At 38.1% G+C, this 25,768-nt stretch carries 23 protein-coding genes; 11 read left to right on the forward strand and 12 right to left on the reverse strand.

Annotation, left to right across the window (positions count from 1 at the left end; translation table 11 throughout):
- The first annotated feature begins 471 nt into the window (after window positions 1–471).
- The gene (locus CRO54_RS18150; RefSeq protein WP_097133493.1) at window positions 472–1,080 is read left to right on the forward strand and encodes a carboxypeptidase-like regulatory domain-containing protein; all 609 of its coding nucleotides are present in this window, start codon (window positions 472–474) and stop codon (window positions 1,078–1,080) included.
- 414 nt (window positions 1,081–1,494) lie between these two features.
- Complete coding sequence (locus CRO54_RS18155) at window positions 1,495–2,913, forward strand: outer membrane beta-barrel family protein (RefSeq protein ID WP_171047940.1); 1,419 nt, start codon at window positions 1,495–1,497, stop codon at window positions 2,911–2,913.
- Between the two features lie 306 nt (window positions 2,914–3,219).
- Here the strand turns inward: CRO54_RS18155 and CRO54_RS18160 are convergent, their stop codons facing one another.
- From CRO54_RS18160 to gltX, 8 genes are all read right to left on the reverse strand, one after another.
- A complete protein-coding gene (locus tag CRO54_RS18160; protein ID WP_097133495.1) occupies window positions 3,220–3,582 on the reverse strand; it encodes a response regulator in 363 nt (120 codons plus the stop codon).
- 9 nt (window positions 3,583–3,591) lie between these two features.
- Window positions 3,592–4,164 carry a chemotaxis protein CheB gene (locus CRO54_RS18165; protein WP_097133496.1) on the reverse strand — a complete coding sequence of 191 codons (573 nt, stop codon included), beginning with the start codon at window positions 4,162–4,164 and terminating at the stop codon, window positions 3,592–3,594.
- Entirely contained in the window at window positions 4,161–4,988 is an 828-nt protein-coding gene (locus CRO54_RS18170) for a CheR family methyltransferase (protein WP_097133497.1), read from the reverse strand. Before CRO54_RS18170 ends, CRO54_RS18165 begins: the two co-directional genes overlap by 4 nt.
- The gene (locus CRO54_RS18175; RefSeq protein ID WP_097133498.1) at window positions 4,988–5,362 is read right to left on the reverse strand and encodes a response regulator; all 375 of its coding nucleotides are present in this window, start codon (window positions 5,360–5,362) and stop codon (window positions 4,988–4,990) included. The genes CRO54_RS18170 and CRO54_RS18175 overlap by 1 nt, the downstream gene beginning before the upstream one ends.
- Window positions 5,363–5,370: 8 nt before the next feature.
- Window positions 5,371–8,958 (reverse strand): response regulator, encoded by a 3,588-nt coding sequence (locus CRO54_RS18180; RefSeq protein WP_097133499.1) that lies wholly within the window; start codon window positions 8,956–8,958, stop codon window positions 5,371–5,373.
- Window positions 8,959–8,978: 20 nt separating this feature from the next.
- On the reverse strand, window positions 8,979–10,103 hold the full coding sequence (locus tag CRO54_RS18185) for an ATP-binding response regulator (RefSeq protein ID WP_097133500.1): 1,125 nt from the start codon (window positions 10,101–10,103) through the stop codon (window positions 8,979–8,981).
- A gap of 77 nt (window positions 10,104–10,180) precedes the next feature.
- Window positions 10,181–11,026, reverse strand: coding sequence for a KPN_02809 family neutral zinc metallopeptidase (gene ypfJ, locus CRO54_RS18190; protein WP_097133501.1), 846 nt, complete (start codon window positions 11,024–11,026; stop codon window positions 10,181–10,183).
- 30 nt (window positions 11,027–11,056) lie between these two features.
- On the reverse strand, window positions 11,057–12,565 hold the full coding sequence (gltX, locus tag CRO54_RS18195) for a glutamate--tRNA ligase (RefSeq protein WP_097133502.1): 1,509 nt from the start codon (window positions 12,563–12,565) through the stop codon (window positions 11,057–11,059).
- A 238-nt stretch (window positions 12,566–12,803) separates the two neighbouring features.
- Here gltX and CRO54_RS18200 point away from each other — a divergent pair, with 238 nt between their 5' ends.
- The 4 genes from CRO54_RS18200 to CRO54_RS18215 all read left to right on the forward strand — a co-directional run bounded on the left by CRO54_RS18200 (window position 12,804) and on the right by CRO54_RS18215 (window position 16,189).
- Window positions 12,804–14,033 (forward strand): sensor histidine kinase, encoded by a 1,230-nt coding sequence (locus CRO54_RS18200; protein ID WP_097133799.1) that lies wholly within the window; start codon window positions 12,804–12,806, stop codon window positions 14,031–14,033.
- Entirely contained in the window at window positions 13,993–14,496 is a 504-nt protein-coding gene (locus CRO54_RS18205) for a DinB family protein (RefSeq protein WP_097133503.1), read from the forward strand. The genes CRO54_RS18200 and CRO54_RS18205 overlap by 41 nt, the downstream gene beginning before the upstream one ends.
- 68 nt (window positions 14,497–14,564) lie before the next feature.
- On the forward strand, window positions 14,565–14,993 hold the full coding sequence (locus CRO54_RS18210) for a hotdog fold thioesterase (protein ID WP_097133504.1): 429 nt from the start codon (window positions 14,565–14,567) through the stop codon (window positions 14,991–14,993).
- Between the two features lie 146 nt (window positions 14,994–15,139).
- On the forward strand, window positions 15,140–16,189 hold the full coding sequence (locus tag CRO54_RS18215; RefSeq protein ID WP_097133505.1) for a DNA topoisomerase IB: 1,050 nt from the start codon (window positions 15,140–15,142) through the stop codon (window positions 16,187–16,189).
- A 76-nt stretch (window positions 16,190–16,265) separates the two neighbouring features.
- Here CRO54_RS18215 and CRO54_RS18220 read toward each other — a convergent pair whose 3' ends face one another.
- Entirely contained in the window at window positions 16,266–16,619 is a 354-nt protein-coding gene (locus tag CRO54_RS18220) for a DUF6249 domain-containing protein (protein ID WP_097133506.1), read from the reverse strand.
- A gap of 128 nt (window positions 16,620–16,747) precedes the next feature.
- On the opposite strand from CRO54_RS18220, the gene CRO54_RS18225 reads away from it, so the two are divergent.
- The 4 genes from CRO54_RS18225 to CRO54_RS18240 all read left to right on the forward strand — a co-directional run bounded on the left by CRO54_RS18225 (window position 16,748) and on the right by CRO54_RS18240 (window position 19,217).
- On the forward strand, window positions 16,748–17,314 hold the full coding sequence (locus CRO54_RS18225) for a Crp/Fnr family transcriptional regulator (RefSeq protein ID WP_244904299.1): 567 nt from the start codon (window positions 16,748–16,750) through the stop codon (window positions 17,312–17,314).
- A gap of 328 nt (window positions 17,315–17,642) precedes the next feature.
- Window positions 17,643–17,969: a DMT family transporter gene (locus CRO54_RS18230; protein ID WP_097133508.1), complete on the forward strand. Its 327-nt coding sequence runs from the start codon at window positions 17,643–17,645 to the stop codon at window positions 17,967–17,969.
- Between the two features lie 166 nt (window positions 17,970–18,135).
- Entirely contained in the window at window positions 18,136–18,717 is a 582-nt protein-coding gene (locus CRO54_RS18235; RefSeq protein ID WP_097133509.1) for an RNA polymerase sigma factor, read from the forward strand.
- Complete coding sequence (locus CRO54_RS18240) at window positions 18,714–19,217, forward strand: anti-sigma factor family protein (RefSeq protein ID WP_097133510.1); 504 nt, start codon at window positions 18,714–18,716, stop codon at window positions 19,215–19,217. The genes CRO54_RS18235 and CRO54_RS18240 overlap by 4 nt, the downstream gene beginning before the upstream one ends.
- Before the next feature lie 27 nt (window positions 19,218–19,244).
- On the opposite strand, the gene CRO54_RS18245 is transcribed toward CRO54_RS18240, so the two are convergent.
- From CRO54_RS18245 to CRO54_RS18255, 3 genes are all read right to left on the reverse strand, one after another.
- Entirely contained in the window at window positions 19,245–19,814 is a 570-nt protein-coding gene (locus CRO54_RS18245; RefSeq protein ID WP_097133511.1) for a DUF2911 domain-containing protein, read from the reverse strand.
- A gap of 63 nt (window positions 19,815–19,877) precedes the next feature.
- Window positions 19,878–20,060: a hypothetical protein gene (locus CRO54_RS18250; RefSeq protein WP_097133512.1), complete on the reverse strand. Its 183-nt coding sequence runs from the start codon at window positions 20,058–20,060 to the stop codon at window positions 19,878–19,880.
- 209 nt (window positions 20,061–20,269) lie between these two features.
- Entirely contained in the window at window positions 20,270–22,774 is a 2,505-nt protein-coding gene (locus tag CRO54_RS18255) for a bifunctional glycoside hydrolase family 9 protein/polysaccharide deacetylase (RefSeq protein ID WP_097133513.1), read from the reverse strand.
- Between the two features lie 373 nt (window positions 22,775–23,147).
- Here CRO54_RS18255 and CRO54_RS18260 point away from each other — a divergent pair, with 373 nt between their 5' ends.
- A complete protein-coding gene (locus tag CRO54_RS18260; protein ID WP_097133514.1) occupies window positions 23,148–25,730 on the forward strand; it encodes a phosphoenolpyruvate carboxylase in 2,583 nt (860 codons plus the stop codon).
- Window positions 25,731–25,768 lie beyond the last annotated feature (38 nt).

Here is a 25,768-nt window from a genome sequence, read left to right on the forward strand (position 1 = left end):
CTATGTTTCTATGTGGTTTTATTTTTTAAGTTTTTTATGGCTGCGTAGTCAAATTGAGAAACGGTAAAAGCCGATCTGATGTTTTGGGCATGAAATAAGGCCATCCTATTTTTTGCGTCTAAATTATAACCACATAGACACATAGATTTTGATCCGAATTTGGATTGCTATGTTTCTATGTGGTTTTTATTTTTTAAGTTTTTTATGGCTGCGTAGTCAAATTGAAAAAAAGGCAAAAAGTAGCCTGATGTCTATTTTCTCAGCTATTTTTATGCTTTTGTGTTCTGTCTCATAAAAAAAAATGAAAATTTCTTGTAACCTTTTGCAACGCACTATCGTCTACATGCTACAAACTATGAGGAAGGTTTCGGCCTTTTGAAAAACTAAGCGAAAAATTATTAAAAGTTAAAAAAAGCGCCCAGAGCGTAATGGGATTTTTATGCCCAAATTTTAAATATAAAACACAAGGAAATGAAGAATATATACTTTTTAATCATTGCACTCTTAACCTCAGCTTCGCTGTTTGCCGAAGCGAATAGAGGGAAACAGATTGATGTGAACGGCACTGTTTTAGATGAGCAACGTAAACCTATAGATTACGCCACGGTGGGGTTATTCAAAGCCTCAGATTCTTCGTTGGTAAAAACAGCAATGACTACACCAGAGGGGAAATTCAACTTCCCAAATGTTGCTGCTGGTAGCTACTATATCAAAATCAATATGATGGGTTATCAAATCTATAAAGGAAAAGCTTTCTCGGTAGGAGAAACCATCATGAATTTACCTGATATTCTGCTAAAATCAGATAGTAAAACTTTAAACACGGTAAGCGTTACTACGGTAAAACCACTTTTAGAACGCAAAGCAGATAAAATGGTCATGAATGTAGAGAATAGTTCTGTCGCTGTGGGTTCTTCAGCGTTGGAAGTTCTGCAAAGAGCACCAGGCGTTACCGTAGATCAAAACGATCGTATATCGATGCAGGGAAAACAAGGCGTACTGATTATGTTAGACGGTAAACAAACTTATATGAGTCAGGCAGATGTGGCCAACTTACTGCGCAACATGCAAAGCTCTTAGATTGAAACCATCGAACTGATTACCAATCCATCTTCAAAATACGATGCTTCCGGTAATTCTGGAATCATCAATATCAAAACAAAGCGGTCTAAAAATGGCGGTGCCAACGGTAGCTTTGTTGCGGGTACTGCTTATGGTAAAAACCTAAGAGGAAACACTGGCTTAAACCTAAACTACAGAAGTAAAGGTGTTAACGTTTTTGGTAGTTATAATTTTAACAAAGGAGCAAGGTCAAACGTAATTAATATCGACCGTATAGCTAATGCCACTTCCACAGATCCAGAAACTTATTTTTCTCAGAAAGGTGGCGATGATAGAGATTTCGAAAATAACAATTTTAAAGTAGGAGTAGATTTCTTCATCAACAAGAACAACACTATTGGAGTGTTGGCTAACGGCTATTTAAATAGTGGTTTGGAGAAAGCGAATAACCATACGTCTATCGGCAAATCGTTTAAACAGGTAGATTCTACTTTGACTACCACGAACAATCAAAAATCTAGCTACAGAAACTTTGCCTATAACCTTAACTATAAATCTATTTTAGATACGACAGGTCAAGAACTTTCTGCCGATGTGGATTACTCGAGATATAACAGTAGAGATTATGCAGAATTGGTAAACGAATTGTTGTTTCCTAATGGTTCGCCAGTTAAACCCATTGGACGTTTGAGAAATAACAGCCCAAGTACAATTGATATTAAAGCGGTAAAAGTTGATTATACTTTTCCGATTAATAAAACAACGAAATTTGAAGCGGGGATTAAAAGCAGTTGGGTAGAAACGGATAACGATTTGCGTGCCGAGGAATTTAAGACCAATGCTTGGCAAAACGATGTCCGTAGAAGTAACCGATTTGTGTACGATGAAAATGTAAATGCGGTGTATTCTAATTTTAGCAAACAGTTTAAAAATACGAGCGTACAGTTGGGTTTAAGGATGGAACAAACCAATTCTAAAGGCAATTTGGTGACCACTAACAATGTGGTAGAGCGCAGTTACTGGGATTTCTTTCCGACCGTTTATATACAACAAACTTTGTCTAAAAATCACCAAGTGGGCGTTTCTTATGGAAGAAGAATAGATAGACCTAGTTACGACGCTTTAAATCCATTTATTTACTTTTTGGATGAATATACCTACAATCAAGGAAATCCTTTCTTAAAACCGCAGTACACGAATAATTATGAGATGAATTATACTTTCATGCAGAAATACTTCTTGAATGTTGGTTATAGCGTAACTAATGACGCAATTACGGAAGTGATTCTGCCAAATGAAGAACGTAAAGCTTTGTTTCAAACCAATGAAAACTTACAAACGCAAACAGTTATATCGGCTAACCTAACAGTGCCCGTTAAAGTTAAAAAATGGTGGACAATGAGTAATAACCTGAACGTTTTCCATATGGCTTTTGAAACACCAAACTTAAATGGTCAGGCTTTGAAAACGGGGCAAACTTCTTACCAGTTCCGTATGCAAAACAACTTTATCATTATGGATGGTTTAACAGCAGAGCTTAATGGTAACTATGAATCGCCGTTAACTTACGGAACACTTGATTTGGAAGAAAGAGCTTATATCGATTTCGGTATCAGCAAAGCGATTCTAAAGAAAAAAGGAAGTTTAAAATTTGCGGTGTCAGATGTTTTTGATACCAATAGAACAAGATTGAAAAGTGCTTACCCAGGCTTGTCGTATAATTTGTACCAAAAGAATGAGACACAGTTATTCCGTTTAAACTTTACCTACAGATTTGGTAAAAATGAAATTAAACCAGCTCGTAGACGCTCTACAGGAACTGAAGCAGAACAGGGAAGGATGAAGAATTAATAGCTTTCTTTTAGACTTACGAAGTTTCTAGATGGCGCAACCTTCCGCTTTACATTTAAAACAATGATAACGAAGGTTAAACTTCGTAAGGCTGGCAAACAAAAAGTCCGTGCAAGTATCAACCTTGCACGGACTTTTTTATGCGTTTCGTCATTGCGAACAGAAGCGTAAGGATAAGTAGGGAGTGAAGCAATCTTTTTTTATTGAAGCCATCATTAATGACGTCAAAGATTGTTTCTCCGAATTGTCGGAGCAGGCTGTCGTTCCTTCTCGCAATGACGAAAAAATTAGCGGTAGCGCTAAAATCTACTTTCCAATCAAAGAAACCACTTTCTCTTCCAGTTCCTCAATATCAAAAGGTTTCGATAAATAACTTTCTGCACCTGCAGTTTCTGCTAATGATCTAATGTCGTTATTAGCCGAAAAATACACCACGGGTATGCTCTTGTACTTCGGATGTTTTTTAAGCGCTTGTGTAGCTGCTATTCCGCCCACATCGGGCAGCCAGTTATCCATTAGAATAATGTCTGGTTCGTAAGCAGAAACCTGTGTGATAATGTCGTTCGAAGTGGATGAGGTTTTGGTTTCATAACCGGCGCCTTCCAATATCAAGGTACAAAGTTCCAAAATGTCGTTGTTGTCATCAAAAATGAAAACCTTTTTACTCATCTTAATTTTTTAGTGGTTTAAAGATAAAGAATTAATATAATCAGCCATTTCCTCGATATCAAGAACCGAAGTTACATTTGCTCTTGAAATGGCCTGCTCGGGCATATACGATACCTGTGCCGATGCTGGATTTTGTGCCAAGGTCACGCCTCCATTTTTTTTTGCGGCAATGAGTCCGTTTACACCATCTGCATTTGAACCAGATAATAATAAGCAAACTAATTTTTCCCCATAAACGTCAGCAGCCGACTGAAAAGTAACATCGATAGAAGGTCTAGAGTAGTTTATCTTCTCCGAATAGTCTAACGAAAAGGTAAAGTCTTTTTCAATCAATAGATGATAGTCTGATGGAGCGATATACACGTAGCCATTCAATATTTTCTCCTTTTCATCAGCCTCCTTCACTTTTAAAGTGGTACGGTGGGCTAGCAGATCGGTTAAAAGAGAATCGGTACCTTGCTTGCGGTGTATCACAATGATAATTGCAAAATCTAGGTTTTTATTTACTTCTGGCAGCACCTTTAGCAGTACATCTAGGCTTCCGGCCGAACCTCCAATCACAAATGCTCCAATTTTTCTCATGCGCTCACCTTCCTCCAAACTTTATCGGTACCCACTCGTTTGTAAGCAGGCGAAATGGGAGAGAAATCAAGTGTTTCTTTAGTGCCCAAGGCCAGATAACCTAAATTCTCTAAACTTTGATCGAACAATTGAAAAACACGGAACTGCAAAGGCCTATCGAAATAAATCAATACATTTCTGCACAAAATAAGCTGAAATTCGTTGAAAGAACGGTCTGAGACAAGGTTGTGCGTAGAAAAGATCATCTTGCTTTTTAGCTCTGTATCAAATTTAGCTAAAGAGTAACTTGCAGAATAGTAAGAAGAAAAATCCTTTTTTCCGCCAGAGGCGATATAATTTTCAGAGTAGCTTTTCATTTGGCTAAGCGGAAACATGCCGTTGGCAGCTTTCTCTAAAACGGTCGGATTAATGTCCGTAGCATAAATTAGCGACTTATGCAGTAAATTAAGTTCTTTTAGAATAATGGCAATAGAATAAGCTTCTTCGCCAGTAGAACAACCAGCCAACCAAATCCGTATGAATGGATAAGTATTTAAACTAGGTAGAATTTTTTCCCTCAGTAAACGATAAAAACTTGGGTCGCGAAACATTTCGGTCACATTTACTGTAACACCTTCTACAAAGTGTTTAAAATAAACGTCGTCGTTTAAGGTTTTATACCTGAACTCGGCAAAGCTCACATGCTTATCCAATGCGTACAATCTGGCCAAGCGTCTTTTTAGGGAGGCCCGAGAATAACCCGTGAAATCGTAACCATGCTGTTCTAGCACATCGTTGATTAAGATTTCAACTTCTTCATCGCTTATTGGTCCAGAGTTTGACACTAGAGGTAATTGTTTAATAATTTAACGAGTTCTTCTACATTTACAGGTTTAGAAACGTAGCCAACTGCACCAGCTTCAAGGCAACGTTCTTTGTCGCCAAGCATGGCCTGTGCTGTAACCGCAATTACGGGCACATCTTTTAATTGCTCGTCTTCTTTCATTTTGGCCATGGCCTGATAGCCATCTAAATCTGGCATCATCATGTCTAATAAAACAACGCCAACATCATCGTTTTTCTTGATGATTTCGAAACCTTCGTGGGCACCATTGGCGGCCAAACAAGTAAACTTCTTAGCAGTTAAAACAGCCTTTAAAGCAAAAATGTTTCTGCTATCGTCGTCAATAATTAAAATTTTCTTTTGTGAAGCTTCCATTTCAGAGATTAATTAGATTTATCATAAAGCCAAACTCTCAACAATGATATCAATTGGTCAATATCTACAGGTTTAGAGATATAATCTGATGCACCAGCGGCAATACATTTTTCCCTATCGCCCATCATCGCTTTTGCGGTTACGGCTAATATTGGCAAGTTTTTGTACTCTGCCATAGCTCTAATTTGCTTGGTAGTTTCATAGCCATCAAGCTCTGGCATCATCATATCCATTAGCACTACATCAATTTTTGGATTAGCTTTAATAGCCGCTAGCGCTTCTTTTCCATCAATAGCTGGTAGAACCTTCATTTTATGAGGTTCTAAAGCTTTAGTGAGCGAGAAAATGTTCCTCACATCGTCATCAGCAATTAGCACCACTTTATCTCTTAACACATCGGTTACATTTTGCAAAGTTTCCAATTTGCTGGGTTGTTTTCCTTTATCTTTTTCTTCTACCAGATGTAAGAATACGGCAGCTTCATCTAAAATACGTTGGTAAGAATGAGCGGTTTTTACAACAATAGAATCTGCATATTGTTTGATTCTGCTTTCTTCTCCCTTAGAAAGGTTTTTACCCGTAAAAATGATGATAGGTAAATTCTCCAATCCATCGCTTTTTTTAATGGTTTCCAGTGTTTCGTAAGCCGTTTTATCGGGAATTCCCATATCTAAGATTACACAGTCAACCTCTTTACGCTGTAATGCGTCAATGCTTTCGCTGATATTGGAAACAACAATGGTTTGCAGATTAGATGAGCTTAGGTAATGACTCAAAGCTTCGGCATGTTGCTTGTTTTCTTCCACAATAAGTACTTTCTTCGGGTTTTTGCTCAATGCATGTTCCAGCTTTTCGAAAATTATCTTCATGTGTTCCAAAGCAAAAGGCTTGTTGATGAAATCTACCGCACCTTTTTGCAAGCTTTCTCTCTTTGCAGAAAGCGAGGACATGATGTGTACTGGAATGTGTCTGGTTAATGGGTTAGATTTCAGTTCATCCATCACTTGCCATCCATCTTTAACAGGAAGTTGGATGTCTAGCAAAATCGCTAATGGATTGTATTTCTGAGCTAGCTCAATACCTACATCTCCACGAACGGCAACTAATCCTTTATAGTTTCTTTTTCTGGTGAAATCAAGCAAGGTTTTGGCAAAGAAAGTGTCATCTTCTATGATGAGGATGGTTTTATCTTCTGTAGTAATACTTTCTCTGTCGTCATCTACATCAGCAGGGATTTTAGAAACAATAAAACGTTCCTCTTCTTTTCTTTGCTGTTCCTTTTTTTCTGCAGCTTCTTCTACGGCTTCGGCAAAGGTTAACTCTTCGGTTCTGTTGTTAAAATCTGCTGGAATGGTGAGTGTAAATGTACTCCCTTCACCTTCACTACTTTCCAGTTTAATGTTACCACCAAGTAGGTTCGCCAACTGCTTACTAATGGATAAGCCTAAACCTGTACCGCCAAATTTGCGTCGGGTAGAGCCGTCGGCTTGTTGGAAAGCTTCGAAAACTAATCCTTGTTTGCTTTTGGCAATGCCAATACCAGTATCGCTAACTGCAAAGCTTAAAATACTTTCTTTTTCGTTGTAACCGATAGTTAAACTCACTTTTCCTTGCGAAGTAAACTTAAAGGCGTTAGAAAGTAAATTCTTCAATATCTGAGATAAACGCATCTTATCGGTAGTAAATGCATGGGGGGTATCTCCAGAAACGCCAATAACTAAATCGAGGTGCTTATCTTTAGCAATTGGCATAAACATCGATCTAATATCTGCGGTAACTTCCTCTATGCGAACATCAGTAATTTCCAGTTCCATTTTACCTGCTTCAATTTTAGAAAGATCTAATATTTCATCAATTAAGCTCAATAAACCTTGCCCAGAACTTTGAATTACCGAAGCATACTCTGTGTACTCTTTTTGAAGTTCTTCGCTTTCAGACATCAGCTTAGATAGCAACAAAATAGAATTTAAAGGGGTACGTAACTCATGCGACATATTAGCCAAAAACTCTGATTTGTATCTAGTGCTTTGTTCTAGCTGTTCTGCTTTTTGTTTAATCTCTAGGTTTCTTTCCAGAATTAACTGATTGCGCTCCTCTAATAATGCACTTCTTTCTTCTAGTTCTTGGTTACTTTGTAATAACTCTTCTTGTTGTACCCTCAGTTCTTCTTCTGAGGCTTGTATTTTCTGGGTTTGCGCTTCCAATTCTGCATTTAAAGCTTCTAATTCGCTGTGTTGCGATTGTAGCTCTTCTGCCTGAGATTGGGTTTCTTCCAAGAAATCTTGCAGTTTTTTTCTGCTTTGAGCAGAGTTGATAGCGATACCGATATTCGTAGAAATATTGTTCATGAACTCGATTTTGCGCTGCGGATAGGCATTTATCGTTGCCATTTCAATAACGCCCAATACCAAGCCATTCCTAATGATTGGAAAAGCAACTACATTAGAAGGTTTCGTTTGACCTGTAGCGTAGCTAATGGTGCCTTCGTTGTTAGGTATTTTTTCGAGTAAAATCAGTTTTTCTGATTGGTAAGCCTGTCCAACTAGTCCTTCGCCTTTGGCTATTTTTTTTCTTTTCTCGTTGATATCTAAGGCGTAACCACTCACTAAATGTAGATGTTGGTCTTCATCTAAAATATATAAAGCGCCAACCATACTTTTGGTATGTTCTACAACCGCCATAAGCACGTCATTAGCTAGTTCATGCACATCCTTATCGCCTACCATTTTATCGTTAAGTGTAGCCACGCCGGTTTGCATCCATTCTTTGTCTTCGAGCAGGCCAAAAGCTGTTTGTAAAGCTTCGGCCATACTATTTAGCGAGCCAGATAAGCTACCCAATCCATCCTTAGAGGTCTCGTGCAGTCTAACCTTGTAATTTCCTGTAGAAATTTGATGTGCGATACTTTTGATGGTATCGATTCTTTTGGCAGTGTCTTCGTTAAGGCGCTGTAATTGCTGAAATAAATCTATACGCTCATTAAACTCCGAACTTACTTTTTGATAGAAGAAAACCGTACTTAAAACGGATAAGATTGCCGCAAAAATGATAAGGTATGGAGAAAAACCTGCCAAGGTATTCATCTCTTTGGTTTTCTCCGCTAGAGACCTTTTTTCTTCGTTGCGAATTTCTCTGATGATTTGACGGGCATCATCCATGTATTTTTTGCCTTCTAATAAAGAAGCTTCTAATACGGTACCATTGTTTTTTTTGGTTTGGATGGTGCGGATTAAAACTTCCATCCTTTTGTCGATAATACTTCTAAGCTCGTTAAGCTTTTGCTGCTCGAAAGAATTATTGGTAGTGGCAGCCATCACCCTTGAGAAAAGAGAGTCAGTTCTTTTGATGCTTCTTTCGTAAGGATCTAGAAAAACGGTATTTCCCGTTAGCAAATAGCCTCTTTGTCCTGTTTCGGCATCTTTCAGCATCGATACAATATTGTCAACATCGTTGATGATGGTATTGCTCTCTACCACCAGATCGGCACTTTTAATCAGGTTTTTGATACTGATAAATGACGCTGTGGAACTAATAATTAGCAGCAGCAAGGAAATTCCTAAACCAATGCGCAAGTTAGTTTTTAAGGATAGTTTCATCTATAAAAATAAGTTAAGTATTAAACTTCAGCACTTAATTGTTCTATGGGTATGGTAAAATAAAATTCGGAGCCTTCGCCATAAACGGATTGAACGTTAATTTGACCGCCATGTCTTTTGATAATTTCGGAAGAAATGTAAAGTCCAATTCCTAAACCCTGAAAACGGTGAGAAGTTTCTTCTACGCGATAAAATTTTTCGAATACTCTTTTGACTTGATCTGGTTGCATGCCAATGCCATAATCTTTAACACCTAAATACAGCTCGTTGTTCTGTAAACGGACGGTCATTGTAGCCTGGCTAGTTCCTGGAGAATATTTAATGGCGTTGGTAATGAAGTTGACGATTACCTGCTCAATACGCATTTCATCACCGAAAATTTTGGCGCTTACCATTCCGTTTTTAACGATATTAAAATCTGGATTAGATTGGTGGATAACCTCGATAATACCATCGAGTAATTGGTCGAAATCGAAATACTGTTTGTTGAACTTCAATTTTCCACTTTCAATTTTAGAGATGTCTAGCAAGTCGGCAATTAATCCATTGAGTTTTTCCAGCTGGATCTGCGCTTTAGAAAGGTGGCTTTTAACGGTTTCGATATCGCCTTTGTTTAATCCTCTTTCTAACAATTGGATATAACCCTTCACACTGGTTAGCGGGGTTTTCAGTTCGTGACTGGCAATGCTAATAAACTCGTCCTTTTTTTGCTCAGCTTCTTTTCTAAACTCTATTTCTTCAAGAAGCGCTGTCTGTATCTCGCTGAGTTTACGGTTTTGCTCGTAGATGCGATAAAAGGTTTTGATTTTCAACAAAAGAATGTTGATATCGACCGGCTTGGTGATATAATCCAATCCGCCAGAAGAGTAGCCTTTTGCGATGAAACGGAATTCGGTATTTGCCGCCGAAAGAAAGATAATCGCCGTTTCTTTTGCTTTACTGTAGCCAGAAATTACTTCGGCCACTTCAAAACCATCCATCTCTGGCATTTGTACATCTAAAATGATGAGCACGTACGAGTTTTTAAGCACTTTTTTAAGCGCTTCTTCACCCGAGTTGGCGGTATCTACTTCAAAACCATGTTTTTCGAGAACATTTTTCAGAGAGATTAAATTCTCTGGAGTATCGTCAACGAGTAAGATCATTCTCAAATGTAATTAAAAATGGCTGTATAAAAATTTTAATTACAACTTGAGGTGTTAATACGGGTGTAAATTTTAGTTTACAATTGATTGGTATTAAAGGTATCTCCTTGTTTAAAATCGCCACTTTCGAAGCCTTTTTTAAACCAGTACATGCGTTGCGCCGAGGTTCCGTGGGTAAAAGAATCAGGAACAACCTCGCCAGTGGCTTGTTTTTGGAGCTTGTCGTCACCAATAGCGTTGGCTGCGGTTAGCGCTTCTTCTATGTCTCCAGCATCTAGCCTAAAATCTTTCAGGTTTTGTGCATGATGTGCCCACAAACCAGCATAAAAATCGGCCTGTAGTTCTAGCATTACTGAAAGTTTATTGTATTCTTTTTCGCTCAGCCTACGGCGGGCATTTTGTACTTTTTCGGAAGTGCCTAACAAATTTTGTACATGGTGGCCAACTTCGTGGGCAATTACATAAGCCTGAGCAAAATCTCCCGCGGCGCCGAAACGAGTTTTCAGCTCTTCGAAGAACGATAAGTCGATGTAAACTTTATTATCACCAGGGCAATAAAACGGACCCACTGCCGAACTTGCGCCTCCGCAAGCGGTTTGTATGCCATCTTCAAATAGCCTCAAAGTTGGATGTTGATATTGCAAACCTAATTGATCGAATTGCGCTACCCAAACTTGCTCAGTAGATTTAAGTACGCCAGCAACAAATTTTTTCTCTGGGTCATCAGCATCAGAGCTGCCTCTTTTTACGTTAGTTTGCTCGGTAGTAACTGGCAACTGGCTAACTAAGCCGGTCAAATCTTCGCCAAAGAACAAGCCAATAATTACGATGATGATACCTACACCACCGCCCAAGGCAACTTTTCCGCCGCCACTACCACGACTATCTTCGACATTATCGCTGCCTTTACCAAACCATTGCATAATACAAGATCTTAAAATTCTTAAAGCAATTTAGGAATTAAATTCGGCAATACCTTTGGCGATTCTATTTTGGGTTTCTTCTTTTCCTAATAACTTCACAATATCAAAAACACCTGGTCCAAATTTGCCGCCAACCAATACAATACGCAGTGGCAACATCACTTCACCAGGTTTTAAGCCTTTGGTTTCTGCTAATGCTTTAAAGCTGGCTTCTAATTCCAACGCACTTAATTCTACATTTAAAGTATTCGCAAATTCCTCAAAGAAAGCCGCTTTATCTGCATTCCATTTTGGTTTTACAGCAGCAGAATCATACTCAGCTGGGGAAGTGAAAAAGTAAGCCGTTTGCACTACGAAGTCAGGCAATAAAGTACACCTATCTTTTACCAGTTCAATTACTTCTGCTAATTTTTCTTCATTAGCTTCAATGCCGCTCTGTTTCAATAAGCTGCTAACTACTAACTGTAAACTGCTCACAGGAGATTGCTTAATCCACTCATGGTTAAACCATTTTGCTTTTTCGAAATCGAATTTTGCGCCAGCTTTGCTTATCCTTTCTACAGAGAAGCTCGCTTTCAATTCATCCAATGAGAAAATCTCTTTATCCGTTCCGTCGTTCCAGCCTAATACGCCCAAAAGATTTACGAAAGCTTCTGGCATAAAGCCTAGTTCTTTAAATCCTTTGGTTACATCGCCAGTTTTAGGGTCGGTCCAGTTCATTGCATAAACCGGAAAACCTAATCGATCTCCATCACGCTTGCTCAATTTACCGTTGCCGTCTGGTTTCAAAATTAATGGCAAATGTGCCCAAGCAGGCATTTCATCTGCCCAGCCCAAATATTTCCAAAGCAAAATATGTATTGGTGCCGATGGTAACCACTCTTCGCCTCTAAAAATGTGCGAAATTTCCATTGCTTTATCATCTACCACTACGGCTAAATGATAGGTTGGCATGCCATCCGCTTTTAGTAAAACTTTGTCGTCAACCAAGTTGGTTTCAAAGCTTACTACACCCCTAATCATATCAGTAAAAGTTACCTGCTCATCAGTAGGCATTTTAATACGGATAACGTGTGGAGCATTTTGCGCCAACAATTCGCTTACTTCGCTTTGCGTTAAAGTTAAGGAGTTGCGCATTTGCATACGGCTTTTTTGTCCGTACAAAAAATTAGGTTCTTCCGCTCTTTTAGCAGTTAATTCTTCTGAAGTATCAAAAGCATAATAAGCATAACCACTAGCCACTAACTGCTCTGCATATTGACGGTAGCTGGGTTTGCGCTCACTTTGGCGGTATGGGCCAAAAGCACCAGGTTTCTGGGGACTTTCATCAGGAGAAATGCCACACCACTCTAAACAGTCTACAATATATTGCTCCGCACCTTCAACAAAACGGGTCTGATCGGTATCTTCTACTCTTAAAATGAAAGTGCCATTATGTTTTTTTGCAAAAAGATAATTGAAAAGGGCAGTTCTAACGCCTCCTAAATGCAAACCACCTGTTGGGCTTGGTGCAAATCTAACTCTAACTTCTTTACTCATATTTCAGTGTGTAATCCTATCGAAATCTCAACACCGTTCCTAAGCACGTCATCCTGAATTCATTTCAGGATCGGCTAAACCCAACGGATGCTGAAATAAATTCAGCATGACGACGAGTGAATGAACCCGCGATAACTTCTTTTGTGCTGCAAAGATAGGTTTTTCATCTTGATTAGCTTTTCGAAAAAGCATAATGGTTTTGTGGTTTTTCCGTTCTGATATTGTATTTTGGCTCAACATGAATCCGTATCAGAAAAAAAAGCGTTGGAAATTGTTCTTGTTATTGTTTGCAGGGCTTATTGGAGCTGCTTCTGTTTTTTATTCCGATTTTTTTGTGAAGAAGATGGAGAGAGAGGAAGCTACACAGTTTTTGCTGTGGGTAAAAGTAGCTGAGCAACGGATGAAAATGTACGATAATGAACAGCTTACCGATGTTTTCGAAACCATCAAAAAGAATAACAAAATGGATGTTATCATCACCAAAACGGATGGCTCCATTTATCTTTGGGATGGCTTAGATACGACCAAAACTCTTTATCCCGACAATAAGACCAAACAATACGATTCGGTCTATTTCGCTAGGCAGCTAGGCAAGATGAAGGAACAACATCAGCCCGCAAAAATGAAGGGAATTAACGACGAAGTACTTATTGCCTACTACAAAGATTCGATAATTTTAACGCAGTTGCGGTTTTTCCCTTACATCCAATTAGGCGTAATTGCCTTATTTCTGATTACCGCTTATGTTGGTTTCAGTGCCGCAAGAAGAGCAGAGCGAGACCAAGAATTTGTTGGAATGGCCAAAGAAACTGCCCATCAGTTAGGCACGCCAATATCATCGTTAATGGCTTGGGTAGAATTGATTAAAACTCGGTTTGACGCAGAAGATGACCCTTTAGTTGCGGAAATGGAGAATGATATTACCAGATTGGAAATTATTGCAGATCGCTTTTCAAAAATAGGTTCTAAGCCGATATTGGAAGATCACGTGGTACACCAGGTGATTAACGGTTTTATTCAATATTTTAAGGTACGAACTTCGGATAAAATCAATTTTGTGCTAACCGGCGACAAGCAAGTGAGAGCAATGCTATCTGCTCCATTATTTGATTGGGTGATAGAAAACTTGCTCAAAAATGCTGTAAATGCGATTGATAACGATGGCACAATTACCGTAAACATTATTGAAAATCTAGCCAAAGAAGAAGTTTTAATAGATATTACCGATACAGGTAAAGGCATTCCTCGTTCTAAATTCGATACCATTTTTCAACCAGGTTACACGACCAGAAAAAGAGGATGGGGCTTAGGCCTAACTTTAACCAAAAGAATTGTAGAAAACTATCATCGTGGTCAAATCTTCGTGAAAGACTCGGAAATAGGAAAAGGAACCACCTTCAGAATTATTTTAAAAAGCAGCATTACTTATGAACCCACCACAAATACAGGATTACCCGGTTTGGTATAAAGGCTACATCGACTTAGTTGAGGGAGATGTATTGAACATTTTAGAAACGCAAGCCGAAGAATTTGCTGATTTTATAAATGCTAATTCTGACAAAGCAGATTATGCTTATGCAGCTGGAAAATGGACGATCAAAGAAATGTTTGGGCATATCATCGACACCGAACGTATCATGGTGTTTCGCTTAACCAGTTTCGCTAGAGCGGAAAAAGCAGCCTTGCCTGGTTTTGATGAAAACGATTACGTAACCAATGCCCATTTTAAAGATAGAAGCTTAGCTAGCTTGTGTGATGAATTTGTGTTGCTAAGGAAATCGAACATGTACCTGATCAATTCGCTCAATGAAGAAGAACTGGATAGATCTGGCGTAGCGAATGGAAACCAAATTTCAGTGAAAGCTTTGGTATATATCTTAGCCGGTCATGTAATGCACCATAAAAATGTAATTTTACAACGTTACTTATAGTGGTTGATGTGCTTAATTGCTTAGTCGGTAAACTGAATACTGTCTACTGATACCTGAAAACTTAAAATATGATTTGGTTCAAAGAATTTACACCAGAAATGCTCAATAGTCGACCTAAAAACCATATTGGTGCTTTATTGGGTATAGAATTTACAGAAGTAGGTGAAGATTATATTGTAGCAACAATGCCAGTTGATGAACGTACGCACCAACCTGCTGGAATACTGCATGGTGGTGCTTCGGTAGTATTGGCAGAAACTTTGGGAAGTATCGCTTCCTACATGTGCATCAACCCTGAAAAGCATATCGCAGTGGGGTTAGAAGTGAATGCCAATCACATCCGTCCGGTAAGTTCTGGTTTTGTAAAAGGCATTTGTAAACCATTACACATAGGGGGTAAAACCCATATTTGGGAAATTAAACTTTATACAGATAAAGGTAAAATGAACTGTGTAAGTAGATTAACAGTAGCTATTTTGCCAAAACCGCAAATTTAGGCTAAACAATAAGCGCTGTGTCAGGCTGAGCTTGTCGAAGCCTTTTCTGCAAAGTAATAAGACAATTCGGGAAGCTCAATATGACAAGCATAGTGTTTACTCAAACCATTTCCTCTTCCTTTTTGTTGTTGCCATAAATATAAATTATGGTAAGCACAGCCGATATCATCAACGATAGTCATTTAGTTTTTGTAAGTCCCGAAAAAGGAGGTATTTACCGAAAAGGTGCCCCGGGGAAATTCAAATACGAAGACCACAAAGGCAACAAGGTTACTGATGCCGTTGCTTTAGAGCGTGTGCAAAAGTTGGTGTTACCACCAGCGTGGAAGGATGTCTGGATTTCTCCCAAAAAGAATGGCTATTTACAGGCTGTAGGTATAGATGTGGCGGGTAGAAAGCAATATCGTTATCACCCAGATTGGGTAAATAGACGCTCCGATCATAAATATTTCCGCTTATTAGAGTTTGGTAAAGCCTTGCCTAAGGCTCGCAAACAGGTCGAAAAAGATTTAAAACGAAGAAACCTCGATGAACGAAAAGTCTTAGCCATTTGCGTTAAGGTTTTGCAAGAAACATTGATCAGAATCGGAAACTCAGCTTATGAGAAAAACTATAGTAGCTACGGTTTAAGTACGTTAAAAGATAAACACGTTAAACATAAAGCTAACGGAACTTTCTTATCCTTCGTTGGTAAAAAAGGCGTGAAACAAGATATTAAGTTAAGCGATAAAAGTTTAGCTAAGCTGGTTAAGAAATGTAAGGATATCCCAGGTCAAGATTTGTTCCAATTTTACACTGATGGTAAAGAACATAAATCTGTAGATTCTGGAATGATTAACCAATACATCAGAGAAATCACCGAAGACGATTTTACTGCAAAAGATTTTAGAACTTGGGGCGGAACTTTAGAAGCCATGCGACAACTGGCGGTATGTGCCAACGAAAATCCAGAAATTGCAGCTAAAAAATTAGTGGTTAAAGCATTAGATTGCGTGGCTGCAAAATTAGGAAATACTCGTGCTGTCTGTAAAAGTGCCTACGTGTATCCAATCTTGCTAGAGTCGTTCGAAGCGGGCGATTTACAACGTTACTTGAAAAAAATCGCTATTACTGAGAAGAATGAAAAAATAGCCCTAAAAAACGATGAAGCAGTCTTGATTCAGTTTTTGAAGGCGGTGAAAAGGAAGAAGAAATAAGCGCTAAACAAAAAACTTACGAAGTTTCGAAAACTTCGTAAGTTTAAATATTGGCCCCAGCTGTTGAAGACTTTATTTAAGGTTGCTTATCAAGCCATTTCTTCTCAATCACATAAGAAATAACTAAGCCCAAACCTCCGAAGATAAAGATGCATCCAAAATAGATAGCCACAGCTTGTCCTTTTTCTGCATCCAAGTTTGTTAGTATTGCCCTTGTGGTCAATAAGGCAACAATTAGCCCTAATCCGGCGCCTATCATTAACAAACCAAACTTAAGACTTAAAAAAGGCATTGGTGTTGCTTTGCGAAGTCCTGGATCGATTCCTCTTTCTATCATCGCCATTTTTTCCTTATTAGAAAGATATCTGATGCCTATGATCAGTGCTGCCGCACAGATAAAAAGCGTAATTGGTATTAATTCTCCTGGCATATTTTTATTTTTTTAATTTGTAAATAATCTTGTCCTGAACCGTGTTCTGTGAGTTATGACAACAGGAGAAAAAAATAGGTTACAGTATTCAAAGAAAAAAATTAAATTGTGCTATGAAACCCTGCAAATTGACTGTTATATCCAATAAAATTGATGAAATTTTTTTCTTGCCCCCAGCAGAGAAGAATTTGTTTTTGTCTCGATTTGAGCGGATTGAAGTTCAAAAAGGAGCAATTGTCGTTAGTGCAGAGAAGATAGAACGCTACGTATATTTCATAGAAGAAGGAATTGCCAGAGCTTTTCGGGATACAGAGAAAGGTCAACGAACCATTTGGTTTGGCGAAGCAGGCAGTATAATGCTTTCCTTTTTGAGTTTCTTCAAAAATCAGGCAGGTTATGAAAGCATAGAAGTTTTAGAAGACAGTGTGCTTTACAGGATTTCTAGCCATAATTTACAAGATTTATATAGTCAACATATTAACATTGCCAACTGGGGAAGAAAATTTGTAGAGCAGGAACTGCTACTTACCGAGCAGCGTTTTATGGACTTGCAATTTAAAACAGCTACTGAACGCTATCAAGATTTGATGAAGCATTCGTCAACCATTCTACAGCGGGTACAGTTGGGATACATTGCATCTTATTTAGGTATTACACAAGTGTCGCTTAGTAGAATTAGGGCAGCTACAAAGTGATAATTTTAACCACATAGAAACATAGGCTTTATTCGTCATTTCGACCGCAGCGAAGTCCCGTACGTACTGGAGAAATCTTTGAATGGAGAATTAGTGTTAAAAGTTATTCCAAAGATTTAGCTACACTTCCTTTCAGTTCTCCTATCATCGAAATGACGACCCCTTTATCATTCTATATGGCTAATATGTTTGAAAAATAAACAGAAATACCCATAACTCACTTTATTTAAAGCCTTCTATGCCTCTATGTGGTTTTTATATTGTTTTTTATCATTTGTTAAATAAAATGATTTCCTAACCACCGACTTTTGCAGCAAATAAAAAATAAATGAATTGGATTATATTAATTATTGCAGGACTTTTTGAGGTAGCTTTTGCTTCTTGTTTAGGTAAAGTAAAAGAAACAAGCGGTACCGAATCTGCTTGGTGGTTCGCTGGCTTTTTGGTTTCCTTAACCATCAGTATGTTATTGTTAATTAAGGCTACCCAAACTTTGCCAATTGGCACTGCTTATGCCGTTTGGACGGGAATTGGTGCAGTAGGAACTGTGTTGATGGGCATTCTTGTGTTTAAAGACCCAGCTAGCTTTTGGAGGTTGTTCTTCATCGTAACTCTAATTGGCTCTATTATTGGTCTGAAAGCAGTATCACATTAAAAGGTTAATTGTTTGAACTGTTGAATCGGTTAATTGTTTAATCGATAAATAGTGCTGCGGTTAAACAAATAACCAGTTAGCCAATCAACCAACTCAACAGTTAACCGCCTAAAATTTGTAATTTGCTGTAACCTGATGTAAAAACCTAGCGTCATAGAGGTAATATATGCAGCAATTAGAAACAGATTTAGACCTTATTAACTCCATTTTGGCTGGTAACACCGGCAATTATGCGGCGTTGGTAAAACGTCATCAACGATTTGTTTTTACTTTGGCTTTGCGTTTTGCGAAAAATAGAGAAGATGCCGAAGAGATTGCGCAAGACTGTTTTATTAAAGCTTACAAGGCTTTGGGTACATTCAAACAAACCTCTAAGTTTTCTACTTGGTTATATACCATTACCTACACCACCGCAATGACCTATTTAAGGAAGAAAAAATTAAATGCGACTTCCATTGATGATGAAGAACAGGTACTGCAGGTAGCGAACAGAGATACTTCATTTGATGCTGATAGTTTTGAAAAAAAATCGACCTATAAATATTTAAACGAGGCAATTTCGATGCTTTTGCCAGACGATGCTGCAATCATCACCCTGTTTTATAAAGGAGAGCAAAGTTTAGATGAAATAGGAGAGGCTTTAGTGATGGAACCCAATACCGTAAAGGTAAAACTGCATAGGGCCAGACATAGATTAAAAGAAAAATTACAATTTTTGTTAAAAGACGAAGTAAAGGAGTTGATATGACACAGCAAGAAGAACAACTTTGGAGCTACATTGATGGCTTTTCTAACGATTTAGAAAGAGCAGAGATAGAAGCTAAATTAGCTACAGATGCTGAATTTCAGCAGCTTTATGAAGCATTATTGGAAGTGAATCAGCAAATAGCCACACATTTAGAAATCGATGAACCTTCGATGTCATTTACACGAAATGTGATGGAGAAAGTTCAGCAGGAAATCGCCCCAGTTAGGTTGAAGACAAAGGTCGATGCTCGAATAATCTATGCTATCGTTGGCTTTTTTGCACTTGGGCTAGTAAGCATACTAACCTATGCTATTGCTACGGCTGTACCAAATTTTACAACTAAAATCTCTACAGTCAACCTAGCGAATAAATTTGATGGACTGTTGGATCCGACCGTTATAGGTGCTTTCTTGTTTATAAATGCAATATTGCTCCTCGTTTATCTAGATAGTTACCTTAGAAAAGGAATGATAAAGACACAAAAAAAGGGAGAACTATAATTCTCCCTTTTGATTTATGCAATGTTTTTATTTCTTAAATCCGATAGGTAAAAAGATTTGCGTGTTGTCCCAAGCGGCTACTAAATTTGCGCCCTCAGGGCTATCGATAAACGTAATTGAAAAGGCTTCAACAGTTTTTTCGATTTTATTAACTACCACATCGGTTCTTAACACATCTTTGGTTTCGTCATAAGAAAAAGCTCCCCATTTATCAATTTGTTTGTTGATGATAATGGTCCATTTATCTTTACTAGGGATAGCGAAAATGCTGTATTTGCCTTTTTTAATCTTCTTGCCAGCAATATTTACCGACTTAAAGAACTCAATTTCTGCACTTTCATTTGCTCCAAAACGCCAAACTTTGTCGAACTGCTCTAATACGCCAAAAATTTCCCTTCCTTTTTTCTGCGGACGAGAATATAATACACGCATTACAGGCGCTACTGGCTCCTTAGATTTAGTAGTGTTTAATGGATAATATACTACATCCAAAGGACTGGGATCTACTTTTGGAAAAGCAACACCGCTAGTATAATTTTGCGCATTTACAGCTAATGCCCCCATCAAAAGGAGCACGATTAAGCTTAATTTTTTCATCAAAATATTTTGTTGGTTGTGTATCTTGATTTTACTGCTCTGCAGAAGTAGATGTGAAAAAGCTTAGTATTGTCTTCCTTTTACAATCTTGTGTAAGAAAACTCCACCGAAAATTAAGCCGATGATAGCTGCTAAGAAAAGATAACCAATGTGTAAAGTAACTGCAGAGAAAGCAAGTACAAATGCCACCATACCAATCACATACCAAACCCAATCAAAATTGTTTTTATTTTCTGAATTGCTCATGTTTAAAACTTTTGCCGCAAAGTTAGTTATTTCAATGAAAAACGACACATTTTAATGTGATAATTAGCTGATGTGAGAATGAGATAATTAATGAATGAGCTAATTAGCTAATGTGATAATGCCCCTGCAGAGCGATTAACCTATACAATCAGCTTATTAACTAATTATCATATCATCAAATTCACCAATTGCTACATAGAACAATCATATCAATTTCCTAACAACTGGTTTACGGTAACTGCTTTGTAGCCATTCTGCTTAAGGTGTTTAAGCAAAGCTGGTAACTTATCATAAAATTTATCTTTCCGCCTTGGGTCGGTTCCTATGTGTAATAACAGGATAAAACCATTTAAGCCTTGCTGTTTCTCTAATTCGATGATAGATTGATAAATTTCCTCACTGGTTCTGTAAGATTTTCCGAGTTCGGGATAAGTATAGTCGGCGTTTGAACGTGTACCTGTACTAAAATTAATCAGCTTCAGCCCAAAATCTTCCGTCCAGTTGGCAATAGTTTGGTTATACCATTCGTAAGGAGGAAGGAAATAGGATGCAGACTTTTTGGAGATGCCAAATTTCTCCATGGCTTTGTAGTTAGCTTTAAGGTCATCGTCAAATTGTTTCTTAGTCACTAAAAGAGAATCTCTTTTCTTCCAATCTGCATATAGTAAATGTTGGTCTGAATGTGCGCCTAAGTAATGCCCTTTTGCTTTTGCGGTTTTAATAAATGATGAAAAAGAAGGATTTCGATAAAAATTCCCTGTGAAAAAGAAGGACGCTTTTGCTTTTTCCTTATCTAATGCGGCAATTATTTTCTGACTGCCATCTGCATATTCGTCGCCAGTAAATACAATGGCCAGCTGTTTTTCCTTTATATCTCCTCTAATAATTGCTCCTTGTTCCTTTCTGTAGTTCGAAAAATCCTTATCCGTTTTACTGTCATAAGCTGCCAATAAATAAACCAAAGAAGCCGTTCCATCCATGGTTGGCTCATTGGTGCTGTAGTCGCCATAATCATCATGGTAAACCGCTAAATCACTTTGAAATTCAGCATATGCATCTGGTTTGGTTAACTGTATGCCTATTAGATTTTTGTAAATGCTCGTATAAACTGGGCCATCTACCAATCCTCCGTCAATTGGATATTTGCCCAAATGTGTAAACGCAGAATGCGGGTCGGTTGGTGTATCTCCCCAGCTTGGCAGTCCGTAAACCATGCTCGTTCCCCAAGGATTACAACCAAAAAGCCAATCGAAATTTGCTTGCTCTAGTTCTGAGAAAGTACCATCGCCACTAAGTTGCTGGTACCACATACATTGCATCGCAAAAGCAACGGTTAAATTGTTGCTACACCATATAAAGGGCACACCTCGATAAAATGCATTGTTTTTTGCTCGGTTCCACACCTGTGTGATACCTTGTTTATAGTAATCTATCAGTTCTCGTTTTCTATCTCCAAAAGATTGCTTGGCCAATTCATAATGCCCTAAATTGATGAATGGATACCATTGATAGTGTTTAGCGGTGTCGGCAATTAGCCAAGGTGTAACCGACTCTTGCATGGCATAATAATAAGCGGAATCCAGCGCTTTATCGCCGTAGCCAGTAATTTTTCCAGTTTTCGCCAAAGCCAGCTCCATGTCATCCACCCAGTTATCTTCTGCATAGATATAAGGAGATTTTACAGACACAGTTTGAGTAACACCTTTTTTCTTAATGGCATATTGATAAGAAGTTTTCGACTTTTCGGCCAACTGACTAGCATAGCTTTTATCGTTCTGATAAAGTTCGCTGCCCAAAGCAAAAGCACTCGCAAATTTGGCTGCGGTAGAACTCGTTCCTTTGGTGTCGTTCATGAATTTGCCTCTTTGTTGTGGCTTGCCATCAATAAAATACAAAGGACGCTCAAAGCCTTTTCCGTATTGGCTGTCTTCCTTTGGTATGCGCATAGCGATATGGTCTCGGTCATCCGCCAGTTGGTTGAACATAATGTTTGGCTGCGGATGCATTTTCATCAGCCAATTTAATCCCCATTTTGCTTCATCCAGTACATCTGGCATACCATTTTTGCCATCTAAACCTGTAGCTAGCTTATGATCCGAAAAAGCGTTCGGAAAATCTCTATAGGCCATTAAAAGATGATAGGTTGCATTGGCCGTGGTGGTTGAGTATTGTAGATAATCGCTGGCGTCATGCCATCCGCCCACGGCGTCAAAATGGGTGCTGTCTTTGATGCCTCCTTCTTTCCCGTAAACCACAAAACCATCATGAGTATGGCAGCTGTCTTTTAAAAATGGATTGTAACCACAACGCTGCTGGCGCATGTATCGCAGAGCGAAATCAGCTGTGTTTTTGTAGACGTTTTCGTTAATGATAATTTCTGGGGAAGTTATTCCATCAGCTTTGATATAGTAAGTTCCAGATTTTTTGAACTCCGAAAAATTTAACCTTGCAGAAGCAACAAAAGGACCATAAGCTCCAAATACTTTGATATTGGAGGAGGTGTAAACCGTTTTTCCACTGCTCTTGTCTATCAGCTCAAAACTTTTAGGAGTTTCAGTTCCCTTGCTTGCCCAAACTGCTACTTTGAAAGACTTAGTTTGGTAGCCCAAGAGGTTAATTCTTATCCAGCTTTGCTGATTTTTGGATTTGAACGCTGAAAAAAGTAAAGAAATACTGCAAATTAGGGCAATTGCCAATACGAATGTCTTTCTCATGATGAGCGGAAAATTTGGTTAACTAAAATTAGATAAATGTTTTTAGAAACGGGTATGCTCTCGGAGCGTAAAATGGAGTTGGCTGGTTGGTATTGTTTTTTTGAATGAGTTGAGATGACGCTAAAAATAAAACACCCCTGATTTTTGGTCAGGGGTGTTTTTCCCAAAAAATTAACAATTTTTACAAATGCTTAAAAATTAAGAACTTGTAATACTTTTAAAAGATTTTTACGTTTAACCTTTCATAAGTACAAGGTAACAATTATTTCTCTAACTATCAAAATATAATGTTGCAATTACTTAAAGTCTACTAAAATGCTCGTTAAATTGATATTTTGTTTTGTAACGAAAAAAATATAACTTATTTTTCGGGATGCAATTAAATCAACCCAGCCAACGCGAGTATTATTTTAACAACGAGGTTATTTCTCGTTTCGAATTGTACAACAGTTTATTTCTAACGCTTCCATTTTATAAGATTAAGGATACTGGAACCTTATTGCCGCTTTTTTTTAAGAGTTGCGAAGAGGGTATCAAGAACCATGAGATGCCTAGTGAACTGATTGAGAAGTTCTTCGAAAAATATGTTCACGATAAGGATGAAAACAGTGTAGTGGATTTGTTGTTCCGGTTTATTCAGTACATCGAACGTCAAGTGGTACTTTTTGATGCGGTAGAAGATGCTTCTTTTACCAAATTGAACATCAGTGATGAGCAGAGTTCGTTAAGAGCTTTGTTTTTAAAGGCAAATGATGACGCTAATTTGCACGAGAAAATTGATAAATTAGTAGAAGAGTTTTCATTGAGGTTAGTGCTAACGGCACACCCAACGCAGTTTTACCCAGGCCCAGTTTTAGGAATTATAAATGATTTGACGGCGGCCATTAAAACGAACGATTTTACGACCATCAACCAATTGTTGCAGCAGTTAGGTAAAACACCTTTCTTTAATAAGAAATCGCCAACGCCGGTAGACGAAGCGTTAAGCTTGGCTTGGTACCTAGAAAACGTATTCTATTTCGCCGCGGCAAATATCCAAACTGGATTAAATCAGTTGTTGAGTGAATATCATATCGACCCTAAAAAAGTTATCGAATTAGGTTTCTGGCCAGGTGGCGATAGAGATGGTAACCCAAATGTAAAAGCGCAAACTACTTTGGAAGTGTCTAAAATGTTGCGCCAAATCTTGTTCAGGTGTTACTATCGTGACTTTAGGAATATCAAACGACGTATTACTTTTAGAGGCGTAGAGGATAGTCTTAATTTGCTCCAAGAAGTATTTTACGAAAATGCATTTAATAACGCTGTAGAAGAGAAAGATATATCAGATTATATCATTAAGAACTTAAATGATATCATTGATACTTTAAACAAAGACCACGATGGATTATTCGCTAACGTTGTACAAGATTTGTTGAGGAAAGTAGAACTCTACCGTTGCCATTTTGCTTCTTTAGATATTAGACAAGATAGCAGGGTTTTAAGAAGTGTGCATCAATATTGCAGAAGTCAGAAGCCAATCAATTCACTTTACAGCGAGAACTATGATGAACTATCTGAAGAGGAAAAACTAAAGGCAATTTCATTCAGAACTGCAAAAATCATCTATACCGACGAACAGGATAACTTGATTAAGGATGCCTTACAGACCATCTCTGAAATTAAAGACATCCAACAGAAAAATGGGGAAGAGGCTTGCCACCGTTTCATTATCAGTAACTGCCAACAAGCAAGTGATATTTTGCAATTAATGGAGCTTTTCCTTTGGAATGGTTGGGAAGCAGAAGATTTAACGATAGATTTTGTGCCATTGTTCGAAACCGTTAATGATTTAACTGGTGCAGGAGAAATCATGGAGAAACTATATACGCATCCTTTCTATAAAAAACACTTGGCTTTGAGAGGCGGTAAGCAACATATTATGCTAGGCTTCTCAGATAGTACCAAAGATGGTGGTTATTTAATGGCCAACTGGTCGATATTTACCGCTAAAGTTGCCTTAACCAAGGTTGCAGAAGAGCATAACGTTCAACTCGCATTTTTTGATGGTAGAGGTGGTCCTCCAGCACGTGGTGGTGGTAAAACACACCGCTTCTATGCTTCAATGGGTAAAGAAATCGCTAACAAAAACATCCAGTTGACAGTACAAGGACAAACGATCAGTTCTCAATATGGTTCGGTAGATAGTGCCGCTTTCAATATAGAACAGTTGATTAATGCGGGTATTTCATCTGGCGTTAAAGGAAAACATAACGTTTTATTGGATAAAGAGAATTTCGATATCCTTGACAAAATGGCGAAGGACAGTTATAACGCTTACATAGATTTGCGTAACGACCCATTGTTCTTGGAATATTTGGAGAAACTATCTCCGCTGAGCTTGTTATCTAAAATTACCATCAGTAGTAGGCCAGTAAAAAGAAATTCAGGAGATAAATTAAAACTAGATGATTTACGTGCTATCGGTTTTGTGACTTCATGGAGTCAGTTGAAGCAAAATGTACCAGGTTTTTATGGGGTAGGAACAGCGTTAAAAGCTCAAGAAGATTTAGGTAATTGGGAGCAGGTCCAAAAAACGTATCATCAGTCGGGTTATTTCAAAACGATAGTAGATAACTGTATCATGTCGATGAGCAAATCTGATTTCGAGATTACGGCTTATTTGGCTAATAACAAAGAATTTGGTGCATTTTGGAAACAGTTACATGCAGAATTTGAGCTTTCGAAAAAAATGCTGCTGAAATTAACTGGGCACGAAACTCTAATGGAAAACTATCCCGTAGAGAAGAAATCTATCGCAGTGCGTGAGAAAATTATCTTGCCATTGGTGTTGATTCAACATTTTGCTTTAGATAAGCTACAGGGTGATTTAAGTGAAGAAAAGCAACAGGCTTACGAGAAACTAGCGATTAGAACAGTTTATGGTATTGTAAATGCTGGTAGAAACTTGGCTTAGAAGGTTAGAATTTATACGACGGAAAGTCTGAAAGACGA

This window comes from Pedobacter xixiisoli (genome assembly GCF_900215335.1).
GTDB classification, from domain to species: domain Bacteria; phylum Bacteroidota; class Bacteroidia; order Sphingobacteriales; family Sphingobacteriaceae; genus Pedobacter; species Pedobacter xixiisoli.

Bases quoted from the DNA above. Each gene is read 5' to 3' on its own strand.
- CRO54_RS18160 (WP_097133495.1), bottom strand. From the start codon at position 3,582: ATGAGTAAAAAGGTTTTCATTTTTGATGACAACAACGACATTTTGGAA.
- CRO54_RS18150 (WP_097133493.1), top strand. From the start codon at position 472: ATGAAGAATATATACTTTTTAATCATTGCACTCTTAACCTCAGCTTCG.
- CRO54_RS18185 (WP_097133500.1), bottom strand. From the start codon at position 10,103: ATGATCTTACTCGTTGACGATACTCCAGAGAATTTAATCTCTCTGAAA.
- CRO54_RS18180 (WP_097133499.1), bottom strand. From the start codon at position 8,958: ATGAAACTATCCTTAAAAACTAACTTGCGCATTGGTTTAGGAATTTCC.
- CRO54_RS18255 (WP_097133513.1), bottom strand. From the start codon at position 22,774: ATGAGAAAGACATTCGTATTGGCAATTGCCCTAATTTGCAGTATTTCT.
- CRO54_RS18250 (WP_097133512.1), bottom strand. From the start codon at position 20,060: ATGAGCAATTCAGAAAATAAAAACAATTTTGATTGGGTTTGGTATGTG.
- gltX (WP_097133502.1), bottom strand. From the start codon at position 12,565: ATGAGTAAAGAAGTTAGAGTTAGATTTGCACCAAGCCCAACAGGTGGT.
- CRO54_RS18215 (WP_097133505.1), top strand. From the start codon at position 15,140: ATGGTAAGCACAGCCGATATCATCAACGATAGTCATTTAGTTTTTGTA.
- CRO54_RS18240 (WP_097133510.1), top strand. From the start codon at position 18,714: ATGACACAGCAAGAAGAACAACTTTGGAGCTACATTGATGGCTTTTCT.
- CRO54_RS18235 (WP_097133509.1), top strand. From the start codon at position 18,136: ATGCAGCAATTAGAAACAGATTTAGACCTTATTAACTCCATTTTGGCT.
- CRO54_RS18220 (WP_097133506.1), bottom strand. From the start codon at position 16,619: ATGCCAGGAGAATTAATACCAATTACGCTTTTTATCTGTGCGGCAGCA.
- CRO54_RS18245 (WP_097133511.1), bottom strand. From the start codon at position 19,814: ATGAAAAAATTAAGCTTAATCGTGCTCCTTTTGATGGGGGCATTAGCT.
- CRO54_RS18205 (WP_097133503.1), top strand. From the start codon at position 13,993: ATGAACCCACCACAAATACAGGATTACCCGGTTTGGTATAAAGGCTAC.
- CRO54_RS18165 (WP_097133496.1), bottom strand. From the start codon at position 4,164: ATGAGAAAAATTGGAGCATTTGTGATTGGAGGTTCGGCCGGAAGCCTA.
- CRO54_RS18200 (WP_097133799.1), top strand. From the start codon at position 12,804: ATGAATCCGTATCAGAAAAAAAAGCGTTGGAAATTGTTCTTGTTATTG.
- ypfJ (WP_097133501.1), bottom strand. From the start codon at position 11,026: ATGCAATGGTTTGGTAAAGGCAGCGATAATGTCGAAGATAGTCGTGGT.
- CRO54_RS18230 (WP_097133508.1), top strand. From the start codon at position 17,643: ATGAATTGGATTATATTAATTATTGCAGGACTTTTTGAGGTAGCTTTT.
- CRO54_RS18175 (WP_097133498.1), bottom strand. From the start codon at position 5,362: ATGGAAGCTTCACAAAAGAAAATTTTAATTATTGACGACGATAGCAGA.
- CRO54_RS18260 (WP_097133514.1), top strand. From the start codon at position 23,148: ATGCAATTAAATCAACCCAGCCAACGCGAGTATTATTTTAACAACGAG.
- CRO54_RS18210 (WP_097133504.1), top strand. From the start codon at position 14,565: ATGATTTGGTTCAAAGAATTTACACCAGAAATGCTCAATAGTCGACCT.